This is a genomic window from Streptomyces sp. ITFR-21, assembly GCF_031844685.1.
In the GTDB taxonomy this organism is placed as follows: domain Bacteria; phylum Actinomycetota; class Actinomycetes; order Streptomycetales; family Streptomycetaceae; genus Actinacidiphila.
On the sequence record NZ_CP134605.1, the window covers coordinates 1,484,294 to 1,497,296 of the forward strand.

The following is a 13,003-nucleotide window of genomic DNA, read 5'->3' on the forward strand; positions in this document are numbered from 1 at the left end:
GGGTAAGCCGATTCAAGCGGGGCGTGTCCGCTGAAGTCTATTGGCGCCGAATACGGTCTTCGCCGGGCCCGCGGGGCGGAACGCTGGAGGATCCTCCAGCGGAAACCCGGGAGGCACCTGCCCCCATGACACGGCCGACTGCGCCCGCCCGGGGAAAAGAGGGGCGGCGAACCGGAGCGGGGAGCCGGCACCGGGCAGCAGCGCCCCGCGGCAGGAGGGGCGGGACGGGCCGCGGGCGCGGAGCCGGTCCGGAGGTCAGACTCAGGCGTCGCGGTGGAGGACGTCGCGCCAGGAGAACCGGGGGGTGTAGTCCAGTTCGTTCCGGGCCCGGTCGATGCTCAGCAGCGTCTCGTACGTGCCTATCTCGCGGGTGAGCTCGACCCCGGGGAAGACCTCCGCGAGGAGTTCGGCGGAGGGACGGTTCATGATGGTGTCGGCGGCGGCGATGACGAAGGACGGGGCGCCGGTCATCGGCGCGGACAGGGCCAGCCGGCAGGCCAGTGCGACGTCCCGCGCGTCCACGTATCCCCACAGGTTCCACTTGCGGGAGTGCGGGTCGGACCAGTAGCCCGGGATGTGCCGGTAGTCCTGCTCGACGTGGACGTTGGACAGCCGCAGCGCGACGAAGGGGATGCCGGACCACTCGGCGATGTGCCCGGCTGTGGTCTCGCTCGCGGTCTTGGACAGGGCGTAGGTGGAGGTGGGGTACGGGTAGTGATCCTCGTCGACCGGCGCGTAGCGGGGCGGGGTGTCGAAGGGCAAGCCGAGGGTCGTCTCGCTGGACGCCCAGACCACCCGGGACAGCTTGTTCTGCGCGGCGGCGAGAAAGACGTTGTTGTTCATCGCCAGGTTGGTGTTCAGCGTGTGGGCGGCCGGGAAGAGGCCGGGCGCGGGGATGTTGGCGAGGTGCACCACCGTGTCGGCGTCCCGCAGCGCGTCCACCGTCTGCCCGTAGTCGGTCAGGTCGGCGCAGAGCAGCGGCGCCCCGATGCCGGCCATCCGCTCGCGGTCGCCGGGGCCGGCCGCTATATCCACGGCGAGGACGTCATGGCCGTGCGCCAGCAGGTCGGCGACGACGACACGACCGGTCTTTCCACTTGCCCCGGTGACGGCGACAGTACTCATGCGCGGATTCCATGCCTTTCCTACGCGGCCTGCTGCCCGGGTTCCCGGACGGCTCTCAGCTTGCCACAGCGCCCCCCACCCGGGCTTTCCCACCTGTGGACAACTCCCGGGACCGGAAGGAGTCGGTCCCTTCGGCCCCTGCCCCGTCGTCCCCGGCCGGGAGAGCGTGCCCGGCGCGAAGTCCTGCCCGCACCGTCGCGGCGGCCCCCGCCGAGGGCCCCGCGACCGGCCCGGCCACGCGCGATGCGACGACGACGCGTGAACGCCGCACCGCGCGTGACCGGAGTACTGGGGTGGCGAGCCGTCGCGGCCCCCGAACCACCGAAGCCCGGGGCGACCCCGGACCCACGGCCCCGCGCTCTTCCGGGCTCAGGCGCTGTAGACCTCGAGCTCCGAGAGCTGGCCGGCCGGCCAGCCGGTGTTGGCGGTGAAGGTCAGCCGGACGTAGCGGGCGGCGACCGCGGCCGGCAGGGTGACGGTCACGGTGTTGCCCGTCGCCGGGTCGAACGTGTGATTGGCGGACGGCTGGGCGCCGGGCGGCAGGCTGGTGGCCGTCTGCACGCTGATGGTCTGGGTACGGGCCGCCCACGCGGTGGCCGGCGGCAGTTTGAGCACGAGCCGCTTGACGGTGTACGAGGTGCCGAGGTCGAGCTGGAGCCATTGCGGGAAGGCGTTGTTGGCCGACTCCCAGTAGGTGTTGGCGTTCCCGTCGTTGACGTTGGTGGCGTAGTAGTTCTGGGTCGAGCTGCTCGCCGTGGCCGTCGCGCCCAGTGCGAGGTCGGTGGCCGGCGGCGGGGTGCCCGCGTCGGTGGTGACGGTCACCTGGTTCGACGGCTGGGAGATGTCGCCGGCCGCGTCGAGGGCTTGGACGTCGAAGGTGTAGGCGGTGGCCGGGCTCAGGCCGGTGACGGTGAAGGTGGTGACGTTCCCCGCGGTGCTGCCGACCGGTGTGGTGGAGGAGCCGGTGACCCGCAGGACGCGGTAGCCGGTGACACCCACGTTGTCGGTCGCGGCGGTCCAGGACAGCGTCACGGAGGTGCTGGTGTGGCCGGTGACCTGGAGGTTGCCGGGCGCGCTGGGCGGGGTGGTGTCGCCGCCGCCGGTGGTGGTGACGGGTGGGGTGGGACGGGTGGCGGTCAGCGCGATCCGGCCCTTGAGCATCCGCCCGCCGTCACCGGTCAGCCGCAGATAGTAGTCCGAGGAGCACGCCGTACCGTCCTCGTCCAACGCCGAAAACCCCGAATTCGTCGGCACCCACGCCAACGACTCCGCCGTCTTCGCGATCTGGTTCCCCTCGTTGAACTCGTCGAACATCGAGATATAAACCCCCTGCACCCCCGCCCGCACCATGTTGTAGAACTGCCGCCACATGAAATCACCGTGCGCACGCTGCCGCAGCGTCACCGCACCCGGCAGCACACACGGCTGATAGTCGATCCCGTGCGCCGCACAGTCCGCCAGATCCGGCACCGTCGCCACACCGTAGAAGTTGTCCGCATCCCCCACGCTCCCGATCCGCCCCACCAACCACGGCGAGATCATGTCGAACGCGTGATACACGTCAAGAAACCCCGCCCGCGAATCCCGATCCCCCGTACGCCACCACGTCGGCACCCCTCCGATCACATAACACCCCTGCGCCTTGAACCAGTTCACCACGTCCAGACACGGCCCCGGCCCCCACGGCCGCTTGTCATCACTGAACCCGAACCCCCAGACACACACCACCGGCTTCCCGTTCTGCACCGCGTAGGCGGGGGACGCCGTGTGGGCCTGCATCTTGTTCGTCCAGTCGGCCTTGATCTCCGACTGCATGTCCGTCCAGTCCGTCACGTCGTACATGACGTAGAAATTCCGCCCGTGCGACTCCGCCGCACTGCGCACCTTCACCGCCATCGCATCCCGCGTCGGACCCTCACCCCCCGTCGGGTTGAACCGCTGCAACGCCGCCGTGTCGATACCGTTCTGCTGCAACCACAGGAAATGCGTGTCCACCGTCTGCTGGTCGTACGACGAGAACAACGTCGCCGGCTGCCCGTTCCCCAGACTCGCGTACCCCGTGTGATATGTCCGCGCGTAGTCCCGCACGTCCGGCCACGCCACAATCCCCGTGTTCGACGGCGACGGCGCCTGACCCGCGTTCGCCGACCAATGCCACCACGCATTGATCGGCGCACCGTCACCGACCGCCGCGAACCACCCCTGATACCCCACCGACACCTTCCCCACCACATCCCCCGGACCACTCACCGCCGCAACACCCCCCACAGCAGACGCAGGTACAGCCACACCCAACGCAGCCAACCCCACAGCGGCCGACCCACCGGCCGCCGTGCCCAAGAACGAACGACGTGACACACCCATCTGGACTCTCCTGCGGTCGGCGTCAACTCCCGCTGTCGCGCGGCTGATTGGGGATCGGCAGCGGTTCGGAAGTCTGGTGCGGGGGAGCGTAACGACGGGGTTATGTTCGCGCAATAGATCGAACGTAAGGCGAAATAATTGACAGAAGTCGCGCAAGAAGTACCCAGATGGCAGCGTCGAGCGGGATTCACACGATTGGAACCGGGATCTCAGCCGTTCCCAAGGTTTCGTTCATACGGTGCTCTCCCATGAGTCAGGTTCGGTCGCCGGAGGACGGCGAGGACGGAATAGGCCCACTGGGGGGCGTGGGCGGGAGCGGGGACCGCTGGTGGTCCCGGCAGATGGTCGTATCAGTGGCCGCGCTGGCCGTGATGGCCACGTTGACGCTGGCCACGGTCGTGCGGACGCCCACCGGCGGCGCGGGCTCCCCGCCGGTCGCGCAGACACCGGGGGCGGTCGTCTCCACCCCGGCGCCCAGCCCGTCCGGTCCGGCGGCCGTCGCGTCCGGGTCGGCGCCGGCCCCCTCGGCGTCCCCCCCGCGGACGCCCGCCGCCACGGCCGCCACCGCCACCGCCACCGCCACCGCCACCGCCACACCCTCCCCCACCCCGACCGTCAGCGCCCGCCAGGCACTCTCCCGAGCTGTCGGGAGAGTGGCCGGCAGCCGCACCGGGAACCTGTCGGTGGGCGTCGCCGATCTGGACGGCACGGCGAGCGCCACGTACGACAGCGACAGCGGGGACCCCGCGTACGACACCGCCAGCATCGTCAAGGTCGACATCCTCGCCACCCTGCTGCTGCGGCATCAGCACGCGGGGACGTCCCTGACCGCCGGGCAGCGGAATCTGGCCACCTCGATGATCGAGGTGAGCGACAACAGCGCGGCCGATGCGCTGTGGGAGACCATCGGCGGCGCCTCCGGGCTCGCCGCGGGCAACGCGACCCTCGGACTGCGCCACACCACCGGCGGCCAGGGCGATCTGTGGGGCCTCACCCAGACCACCGCGGCCGACCAACTGACCCTGCTGCGGGCGATCTTCGGCGGCGCCGGGTCACCGCTGTCGGCAGCCTCCCGGAGCTTCGTGAAGTCGCTGATGACCTCGATATCCCCCGGTCAGCGCTGGGGTGTCTCGGCCGCCGACTCCGACGACGCGGGCTACGCCCTGAAGAACGGCTGGCTCCAGCGCAGCGCGACCGGCCGGTGGGACATCAACAGCGTCGGCATGGTGGTCCACGGGGGCCACCGGCTGCTGATCTGCGTGCTGTCCTCCGGTCAGCACTCCGAGGGCGGGGGCATCGCCCTGGCGGAGGCGGCGGCCGTCGCGGCGGCCGAGTCGTTCACCGCCGCCGCGGTGTGATCCGGCCATGATCGGCCGGAGCGGCCCGCGGTCGGCGGCCCGCACCCCATGGTCGATGGTCCGCGACCGGCAGCGGACCGCGCCCGGGGCCGTGCCCGGGGCCAGGACGCGGCCCCGGACCCGGACGGTTCCGGCGGCCCCTACTCCGTCACGTCGATCAGCACCTTGCCGACCGCGCCCGCCGCCACCGCCGCGTGCGCGTCGCCCGTGCGCTCCAGCGGGAAGTGGTGCAGCGGCAGCCCGGCGTCCTCGCCGACCCGGATCGCGCCGTCGGCGACCGCCGCCGTCACCGCCGCCACCGCGTGGTCCTTCGCGGCGCGCGGCACCGTGTAGACCAGAACGCCCTGCCAGCGGATGTTGTGGGTCATCGACGGGCGGATCGGCACGGTGAACGCGCTGGTGTCGGTGGCGTAGAAGGCGACCACCGCGTCGGGCGCGACCACCGCGACGTCGAGTTCGGCGTTGGCGGCCGGGGCGACCTCGGCCACGATGTGCACGCCGTCCGGGGCGATCCGGCGGATCTCGGCGGCGGCGTCCTCCTCGCGGTAGTTGACGACGTGGTGCGCGCCGGCCGCCTTGGCGAGGCCGGCCTTCTCGGCGCCGCTGACCGTGGTGATGACGGTGGCGCCGGCCCAACGGGCCAGCTGGATCGTCGCGTTGCCCACCGCGCCGGCGCCGCCCGCGACGAGCACCGTACGGCCGTCGAGGGCGCCGACGGCGAGCCGCTGCGGGCCGCCGTCGGCCACGGTGAGCACGCGGTGGGCGGTGAGGACCGGGATGCCAAGGCTCGCGCCGAGGTCGAAGGAGGCGTGCTCGGGCAGGGCGACGGCCTGGCGGGAGGGCAGCGTCACATACTCCTGGGCGGTGCCGTCGGCCCGTTGGTACGCGGCCTCCCAGAGCCAGACGCGCTCGCCGATCCGGCTTTCCGGCACGCCGGAGCCGACCGCGTCGACCACTCCGGCGCCGTCCTGGTTCGGCACCTGCTCGCCGTCGGGCGCGGTGTGCTGCCGCGCTTTCCAGTCGGTCGGGTTGACGCCGGACACCCGCACCCGGACCCGCACCTCGCCATGGCCCGGCTCGGGCAGCGGGCGCTCACTGAGGGTGAGCACGTCGGGGCTGCCAATGGTCGTGTAGGTGATCGCCTTCATGATCCGTACAAGTCACCGGCCGACGGCTTTCTTCCCCGGTCCGCGGCCCGCTCCTCCGTTCGGGGCGCCGCGGACCCGGTGCCGCGCGGCGACCGGAACGGACCCGCCGGGCAGGGCGGTGAGCGCGGACGCGAGACGTACCGGCACAGGCGGGGGACGTACGCGCGCGGGCGCCCCGCCGGTCGCCGGACCGGCCGCGCCGGCTCCCGCACGGGCGCGACCCGTTGCCGCGCCCGTGCGCCACGCGGACCGCCACGCGGACCGACACGCGGACCGACACGCGGGCCCTGCCGCTCCGCGGACCCGCCGGCCGCACGCGGGTACGTTGCGGCGGGCCGCCCCGGTGCCGCCGCGGCTATCCCAGTGCCGCCTCCGCCGCCGCCAGGATCTCGGACACCCGGGCCCCGAACCGGGCGTCGCAGGGGTGCGCGGCGACCGGTCCGCCGGCGATCGCGGCGGTGAGCGCGTCGATCGCGCGGCTGAAGGAGGCGGTGGCCGGGCCGCTGACGCCGTCCGGGTAGCCGACGACGCCGTGCGCGCCGCGGAACTCCACGGCCACCCCCGCGCCGGCCGGCGGCGCCGTCAGGGTCAGCACCGCGGTGCTGGAGGCGCCGCTGTCGTGGCGCAGCGTCAGATGCGTGGTGTCGCCGGCGCCGCGGGCCGCGTGCACCTCGGTGACGTCGCCCAGCACCGGCAGCAGTACGGACAGCGCGTGCGGGCCGACGTCCCACAGGCCGCCCTTCTCCCGCCGCCAGGGTGAGTCGGCGTACTGACTGGCGCCGCCGCCGAACACCGCGCCGTACCAGTCGGCGCGGCCGGTGAACCAGTCGCCCGTCGCCGCCTGCTTGTCGATCCACTCGGCGCTGCCCGGGTCGAAGCGCAGCGTGAAGAAGACCACGCAGGCGACCCCGGCCGCCGCCACCGCGTCGGCCACCGCGTGCGCGTCCTCGGCGGTCGCCGCGAGCGGCTTGTCCAGCAGCAGGTGCCGCCCGGACCGGGCCGCCTCGACCGCCAGCGGCGCCTGGAGGGCGGGCGGCAGCGCGATCGCCACCGCGTCCACGTCGGCGGTCAGCGCCTGCGGGTCCCCGTACGCCCGTGCGCCGAACTCGGCCGCGACCTCGGCCGCCGCCTCGGGCCTGCGGCCCCAGACGCCGACCAGCTCCACATCGGGGTGCGCGGCGAGCGCGGGCCCGTGGGTGCGGCGGGCCCAGGGTCCGGTACCGAACAGTCCTACCCGCGTGGTCATGCGGTTACCCGGGGTTCGTCGTGTTTCACGTAGGTCTCGCGGTCCAGGTCGCGCAGCGCCACGGAGAACTGGACCTCCACCGCCGGGGCGGGCGCGGCGTGCCGCCGGAGCAGGGCCAGCACCGCCTCGGCCAGCTCGCGCTTGACCTCGGGGGCGCGCCCGGACAGCAGCGCGACCTCGGCGTGGATCAGCGCGTACCGGGGTGAGCCGTCGGCGAGGTACTCCTCGTCCAGCCGGAGGAACCGGGTCTTGCAGCTGGTGAGCCGCACCCCGAGTGTCGTGGTCAGTGTCTTGTGCAGGTCCTCGGCGAACCCGCGGCGCTCGAAGGTGTCCGCGACGGCGGCGGAGTACTCGACAGTGGTGTGCGGCATGGCGTCCATTCTGCCCGGCCGCCGCGGGCCGCCCGCCACGGGTCCGGGCGACCGGATCCGCGCCCCGGTCCGACGACCGGTCCGCGCCCCGGTCCGACGGCCGGTCCGCGTCACCGGTCCCGCGCCGCCGGTCCCCGCGGCCCCCTCGTGCCGCCCGCGGCCGTCCCGCCGGCGTACCCGGCCGGTGTCCCCGCGGACGTCCCGCCGGCGTCCCCGGCGGGGACCGCGCCGGTGTCCGGGGAGGCACGGTGGCCGCAAGTGACGGCTGATCCGAATTCGCTGGTCATCAGGCCCGACCGGAGGGCGCGTTCACACGTGGTTAACCGATGGGCAACAGACGGGAAAAGGCATTTTGCGACGCTGCAACCGGCCCGATCAGCGTCGCTCGTCGGCCAGCACCCGCGCTCTCGTTCGTTAAGGATGGCGTCAACGTGACCTACAAGGCTGAGTACATCTGGATAGACGGCACCGAGCCGACCGCGAAGCTGCGATCGAAGACGAAGATCCTCGCGGACGGCGCCGAGCTCTCCATCTGGGGCTTCGACGGCTCCAGCACCAACCAGGCCGAGGGCCACGCCTCGGACCGCGTACTCAAGCCGGTCGCCACGTACAAGGACCCGTTCCGCGGCGAGAACGACGTGCTGGTGCTGTGCGAGGTCTTCAACATCGACGGTACTCCGCACGAGTCCAACACCCGTGCGGCGCTGCGCGAGGTCGCCGAGAAGTTCGCCTCGCAGGAGTCGCTGTTCGGCATCGAGCAGGAGTACACCTTCTTCAAGGGGTCCCGCCCGCTGGGCTTCCCCGAGGGCGGCTTCCCGGCCCCGCAGGGCGGCTACTACTGCGGTGTCGGCGCGGACGAGATCTTCGGCCGTGAGATCGTCGAGGCGCACCTCGACAACTGCCTGACCGCGGGCCTCGGCATCTCCGGCATCAATGCCGAGGTGATGCCCGGCCAGTGGGAGTTCCAGGTCGGCCCGCTGGGCCCGCTGGACGTCTCCGACCAGCTGTGGGTGGCCCGTTGGCTGCTCTACCGCACCGCCGAGGACTTCGGTGTCTCCGCCACCCTGGACGCCAAGCCGGCCAAGGGCGACTGGAACGGCGCGGGCGCGCACACCAACTTCTCCACCAAGGCGATGCGCGAGAACTACGCGGCGATCATCGAGGCCGCGGAGTCGCTGGGCCGCGACGACAAGCCGCTGGAGCACATCAAGAACTACGGTTCCGGTGTCGAGAGCCGCCTCACCGGCGCGCACGAGACCGCCCCGTGGAACGAGTACAGCTACGGCGTCTCCAACCGCGGCGCGTCGGTCCGTATCCCGTGGCAGGTCGAGGTGGACCAGAAGGGCTACATCGAGGACCGCCGCCCGAACGCGAACATGGACCCGTACGTCGTGACCCGCCTGGTCGTCGACACCTGCGGCAGCGCGCTGGAGAAGGCCGGACTGGTCTGATCCGGCGGCCGGCCGCGGCCGGCGCGGTTCCGGTTTTCGCACGACGAGGGCGCTCACCGGCGGGTGAGCGCCCTTTAGCGCGTCCGCGCCCTGTTGTCGTACGCCTCGTACGTCCGCTGCGTACGCCGCGCCCCGCGCGTCCGCGCCCCTTCACGCCACGGCCCCCCACCGCGCTCCCCTACGGCCGTGCCCGGAGCCGCCACACCCGCGACCACCACACCCGGGGCCGCGCCGCCACGCGCCCCGGCCGGCCGCTCGGCCCGGCCGCGGGTGACCATCGGCGGAGCCGCTCGTTTGACCCGGCGTGAACACGCCCTCCCGCCTGGCCGATTCCGCGCCCGGGGCCGCCGACCGCGGCCCGCGGCCCGCGACGGCGGAGGAGGCCGAGGACGGGGCCGCCGAGCACTGTCCGCGGCTGGTGCGGCTCGCCCACCTGACGCTGCCGGCCGGGCCCGGCAGGCACCGCAGGGCGCTGGTGGCGCGCCGGCTGGCCCGGCGCGTACTGCCACTGCCCCGGTCCGGCCCGCCGGCGGCCGCCGGCGGGGCGTACGCGGCGTACGGGCTGCTGTGCCGCGAAGTCCTGCGCGGGGCGCTGGGGTTCGGCCGGCGCGGCCGGTGGCGTACGGCGCTGGACAGCGTGCTGCTGCCGCGTGTGGCGGGTCCGCTGCCGTCTCCCCGGACGCCGCGCGACGGGGAGCCCGCCTCGGAGCGGCCCCGGTCGGCGCCCTCGCCGAAGGCCCGGCCCGCCTCCGCGCCGCGGACCGCGAAGGGCCAGGACGGTCCGGCGGCCCGCGCGCTGCCGGAGCAGGCGGGCGCGGCCGGTCCGTACGGCGCGCCGCGCCGGGCCACCACGCCCACCACGCCCACCACGCCCACCACGCCCACCACGCCCAAGCGTCGGCACCCGCCGGCCGCGGCCGGGTTCGGCGGCGGTCCGGCCCACGCGCGGCCCACCGGGCCGCCGCGCCGGGGGCAGCGGGTGCGGACCGGGCTCGGGGCGGCCGCCCTGCTGGCGGCCGGCGGGCTGCTGGCGTCGGTGTGGACCGGCGGGCCCGCCCCCGACGCCTCTTCGGCCGGCGGTGATCCGTCCGCGGCGGACGCGCGGCACGCCCTCGATCCGGCCGCGCTCGTCCGCGCCGCCCCGGACGCCTGGGCCGCGACCACCCGGATGGACTTCACCGCCTGGCCGGCGCGCGGCGGCCGTACCGCCGACGAGACGCTGCTCGGGCGGGCGCTGGCGGTCTGGGCGCGGCCCGGCGCCGCGGTGCAGGTCACCTCGGCCCCCGGCACGCCCCGCACCGCGCCCGCCCAGCCGCCCCAGCTGCTTTTCGCCGGGGACGTGGACAACGCGACCGTCGTGCTCTTCCACGACGGACTGCGGCTGGTCCGCTACGCCCGGCCGCGTGGCGGAGGCGGCCGGGCCGCGCTGGACTTCGCCCAGGTCCAGGGGGCCGGCCTCACCACCGCCGGCGCGGTCGCGCTGACCCGGGAGGACGGCAACGCCCGCTATCTGACCGCCCCTTGGATCGCCGGCGCGCAGACCCGCGACCTGATGCGGCCGGACCGGCCCGGCACCCGGCTGCGCCGCTCGGCCGACGGGGTGACCGACCCGGTGCGGACGCCGGCGGCGGGACCGGGCGGGTGCGGTACGTCCTGGCCGGCGCTCCGGCTGCGGGCCGCCGCCGAGATCGCCGCGGACCGCCCTTTCCTGCTCACCGACCTCGGCGGCCTCTCCCCCGTACACCTCACCTACACCCCGCCGCCGGGCCCCGGCGCCCCCGCCGGGCCGCCCCTGGAGGCCACCGGCCCGCGGGCGCTGACGAGTTGGGCGCACGGCGCGTGCCGGCTCGGGGTGCTGCGCGGCCAGGCCGTCCGGTCGGTCGACGCGTGGGAGTTCGCCCGTACCGCGCTGCCCGAAGGCGGCGGCGAGGCGTCGTGGGTGTGCGACCGGGCGGACACCTGGCGCGGTCCGGGCCTGGCGACCGTGCGGTTCGTGCCGCCGGGCGCGGCCGCGACGGCTCCGGGCGCCCTCGCCGGGCAGCAGAGCGACGGTCACGCGTGCAGCCGCTTCGGGCCGGACGTGATGGCCGGTGTGATGTGGCAGTCGGCCGCCGGGCACTGGTACCTGCTGGCCGCGGGCAGCCGTGACGTGACGCGGATCAGCGCCTCGCACGGTCTGGACGCGACCGCGGCAGGGGCCTTCCTCGCCGTCCGCGCCCCGCGCGGCATCCGGCCCGCGCTCACCGCCCGGCTGGGCACCGGCGGCACGCTGTCCCCGCTGGCCGGCGGATGACGGCGCCGCTACGCGGTGACGGCCGCCTGCACAGGCAGCAGCATCGCCACATGGTCGCCCTTGCGGGTGCCTTCCTGCCAGCCCTGGCTGACGTAGAAGGCGCGGGCCCTGGCGTTGGGCGCGAAGACCTCAAGCCGCGCGGTGGTCAGCCTGGCGGCCTGCCACACCGCGACGCACGCCCGGTGCAGCGCGGTGCCGGTCCCGGTCCGCCACACCTCGGGGTCGATGTGGAAGTGGAACAGCTTGTCCCCCTCGAAGCGTGCGCCGAGCACCGCGAAGCCCACCACGTGGTCGCCGCGCACCGCGCACAGCACGGTCCGCTCCCGTGAGGTGATCGCCTCCCGCGTCCCCACCCGCTGCCGCTCCAGCTCGTCCGGCCCGCTGTACGCCTCCGCCGACAGGTGTCCCTCGTAGTACGTCGCCCTGGCCCGGGCGTGGACGTCGCATATGGCGTCCAGGTCCTCGATGACGGCCGGCCGGATGGTGACGTACGGAGTGTTCATGGGTACATGGACGCCCGGCCGCGGCGATCGGTTCCCGCCGGACGCCCGGAAGTGACGCGTCTCACCGGCGCCCGGCGGCGGGCCCGGCGTGCGGGCGGACGGTCTTCCCGGCCGCCGCGCAACACGCCTTTCAGGCGTTTTGTACGGCTGTGTACGGGATTCCTCTGGCAGACTGGCCTGCCATGGGGGAACGGACCGCGAGGACGATGAGGGGCCGCTCGGGCGGCCCGGCGGACCCCACCGGCTCGACGGCCGAAGGCGGCGCGCTCGGCGGGGCCACCGCGGTGGCCCCCAGGACCTCGCGCAGCCGGCTGCTGACGTACGTCCGCACCCCGCGCCGCCCCCGGCTGTGGTTCGAGATCCTGCTCATCGGCTTCAGCTACTGGCTGTACTCGCAGATCAGGAACGCGGTCCCGCAGGAGCGGACGGTCGCGCTGCGGCACGCCCGTTCGGTGTGGACCTTCGAGCGGGACATCGGACTGGGCGTCGAGCACGCGGTCAACCACGGTGTGGACGCGGTGACCTGGCTGATCGTCGGGATGAACTACTACTACGCCACGCTGCACTTCGCCGTCACCGTCGGCGTCCTGGTGTGGCTCTACGTACGGCATCCCGCGCGGTTCCGCCCGGCCCGCTCGGTGCTGTTCCTCACCACCTGGCTGGCCCTGGTCGGCTTCTGGCTGTACCCGCTGGCGCCGCCGCGGCTGCTGCCGGGCGCCGGCTTCATCGACACCGTGCGGGTGCACGCCACCTGGGGCTCGGTGTCCCAGGGTGACCTGTCGCAGGTCTCCAACCAGTACGCGGCCATGCCGTCGATGCACATCGGCTGGTCGCTGTGGTGCGGCATCACGCTGGTGGCGCTGGCCCGGCACCTGTGGGTCAGGATCGCCGGCGCGCTGTACCCGGTGGTGACGCTGGTCGTGATCGTCTCCACCGGCAACCACTTCTGGATGGACGCGGTGGGCGGCGCGGTCTGCCTGGCCGTCGGCTTCACCGCGATGCGCCTGCTCTACGGGCGGTGGGTGTACCGGCTGGCCCGCCACCCCGAACCGGCCGCCGCGCGCTCCTAGCGTGCCGTACCGGCCGCCCGCGCGGCGCGGCTCCCGTCACCGGCCGCGTCACCGGCCGCTCCGCCGCCGCCCGT

Annotated in this window: 10 protein-coding genes; 4 read left to right on the top strand and 6 right to left on the bottom strand. The window is 74.0% G+C overall.

The window, feature by feature from the left end; genetic code table 11:
• Positions 1-261: 261 nt before the first annotated feature.
• Together RLT57_RS06615 and RLT57_RS06620 are read right to left on the bottom strand one after the other, a co-directional pair.
• Positions 262-1,125: an NAD-dependent epimerase/dehydratase family protein gene (locus RLT57_RS06615; protein WP_311296433.1), complete on the bottom strand. Its 864-nt coding sequence runs from the start codon at positions 1,123-1,125 to the stop codon at positions 262-264.
• A 369-nt stretch (positions 1,126-1,494) separates the two neighbouring features.
• Positions 1,495-3,489 carry a discoidin domain-containing protein gene (locus RLT57_RS06620; protein ID WP_311296434.1) on the bottom strand — a complete coding sequence of 665 codons (1,995 nt, stop codon included), beginning with the start codon at positions 3,487-3,489 and terminating at the stop codon, positions 1,495-1,497.
• A gap of 248 nt (positions 3,490-3,737) precedes the next feature.
• On the opposite strand from RLT57_RS06620, the gene RLT57_RS06625 reads away from it, so the two are divergent.
• Entirely contained in the window at positions 3,738-4,847 is a 1,110-nt protein-coding gene (locus tag RLT57_RS06625; RefSeq protein ID WP_311296435.1) for a serine hydrolase, read from the top strand.
• Positions 4,848-4,987: 140 nt separating this feature from the next.
• On the opposite strand, the gene RLT57_RS06630 is transcribed toward RLT57_RS06625, so the two are convergent.
• From RLT57_RS06630 to RLT57_RS06640, 3 genes are all read right to left on the bottom strand, one after another.
• Positions 4,988-5,995: an NADPH:quinone reductase gene (locus RLT57_RS06630; protein WP_311296436.1), complete on the bottom strand. Its 1,008-nt coding sequence runs from the start codon at positions 5,993-5,995 to the stop codon at positions 4,988-4,990.
• Between the two features lie 355 nt (positions 5,996-6,350).
• On the bottom strand, positions 6,351-7,241 hold the full coding sequence (locus RLT57_RS06635) for a Gfo/Idh/MocA family protein (protein WP_311296437.1): 891 nt from the start codon (positions 7,239-7,241) through the stop codon (positions 6,351-6,353).
• Positions 7,238-7,612, bottom strand: a complete 375-nt coding sequence (locus RLT57_RS06640; RefSeq protein ID WP_311296438.1) for a 5-carboxymethyl-2-hydroxymuconate Delta-isomerase — start codon at positions 7,610-7,612, stop codon at positions 7,238-7,240. The genes RLT57_RS06635 and RLT57_RS06640 overlap by 4 nt, the downstream gene beginning before the upstream one ends.
• 431 nt (positions 7,613-8,043) lie before the next feature.
• Between RLT57_RS06640 and glnII the strand changes: the two genes are divergently transcribed.
• On the top strand, positions 8,044-9,063 hold the full coding sequence (glnII, locus tag RLT57_RS06645; protein WP_311296439.1) for a glutamine synthetase: 1,020 nt from the start codon (positions 8,044-8,046) through the stop codon (positions 9,061-9,063).
• 304 nt (positions 9,064-9,367) lie between these two features.
• Positions 9,368-11,356, top strand: a complete 1,989-nt coding sequence (locus tag RLT57_RS06650) for a hypothetical protein (RefSeq protein ID WP_311296440.1) — start codon at positions 9,368-9,370, stop codon at positions 11,354-11,356.
• 8 nt (positions 11,357-11,364) lie between these two features.
• On the opposite strand, the gene RLT57_RS06655 is transcribed toward RLT57_RS06650, so the two are convergent.
• Positions 11,365-11,859, bottom strand: coding sequence for a GNAT family N-acetyltransferase (locus RLT57_RS06655; protein ID WP_311296441.1), 495 nt, complete (start codon positions 11,857-11,859; stop codon positions 11,365-11,367).
• A gap of 206 nt (positions 11,860-12,065) precedes the next feature.
• Here RLT57_RS06655 and RLT57_RS06660 point away from each other — a divergent pair, with 206 nt between their 5' ends.
• Entirely contained in the window at positions 12,066-12,929 is an 864-nt protein-coding gene (locus RLT57_RS06660) for a phosphatase PAP2 family protein (protein ID WP_399128171.1), read from the top strand.
• The last annotated feature ends 74 nt before the right edge of the window (positions 12,930-13,003 follow it).

Bases quoted from the DNA above. Each gene is read 5' to 3' on its own strand.
- RLT57_RS06615 (WP_311296433.1), bottom strand. From the start codon at position 1,125: ATGAGTACTGTCGCCGTCACCGGGGCAAGTGGAAAGACCGGTCGTGTC.
- RLT57_RS06620 (WP_311296434.1), bottom strand. From the start codon at position 3,489: ATGGGTGTGTCACGTCGTTCGTTCTTGGGCACGGCGGCCGGTGGGTCG.
- RLT57_RS06625 (WP_311296435.1), top strand. From the start codon at position 3,738: ATGAGTCAGGTTCGGTCGCCGGAGGACGGCGAGGACGGAATAGGCCCA.
- RLT57_RS06630 (WP_311296436.1), bottom strand. From the start codon at position 5,995: ATGAAGGCGATCACCTACACGACCATTGGCAGCCCCGACGTGCTCACC.
- RLT57_RS06635 (WP_311296437.1), bottom strand. From the start codon at position 7,241: ATGACCACGCGGGTAGGACTGTTCGGTACCGGACCCTGGGCCCGCCGC.
- RLT57_RS06640 (WP_311296438.1), bottom strand. From the start codon at position 7,612: ATGCCGCACACCACTGTCGAGTACTCCGCCGCCGTCGCGGACACCTTC.
- RLT57_RS06655 (WP_311296441.1), bottom strand. From the start codon at position 11,859: ATGAACACTCCGTACGTCACCATCCGGCCGGCCGTCATCGAGGACCTG.
- RLT57_RS06660 (WP_399128171.1), top strand. From the start codon at position 12,066: ATGAGGGGCCGCTCGGGCGGCCCGGCGGACCCCACCGGCTCGACGGCC.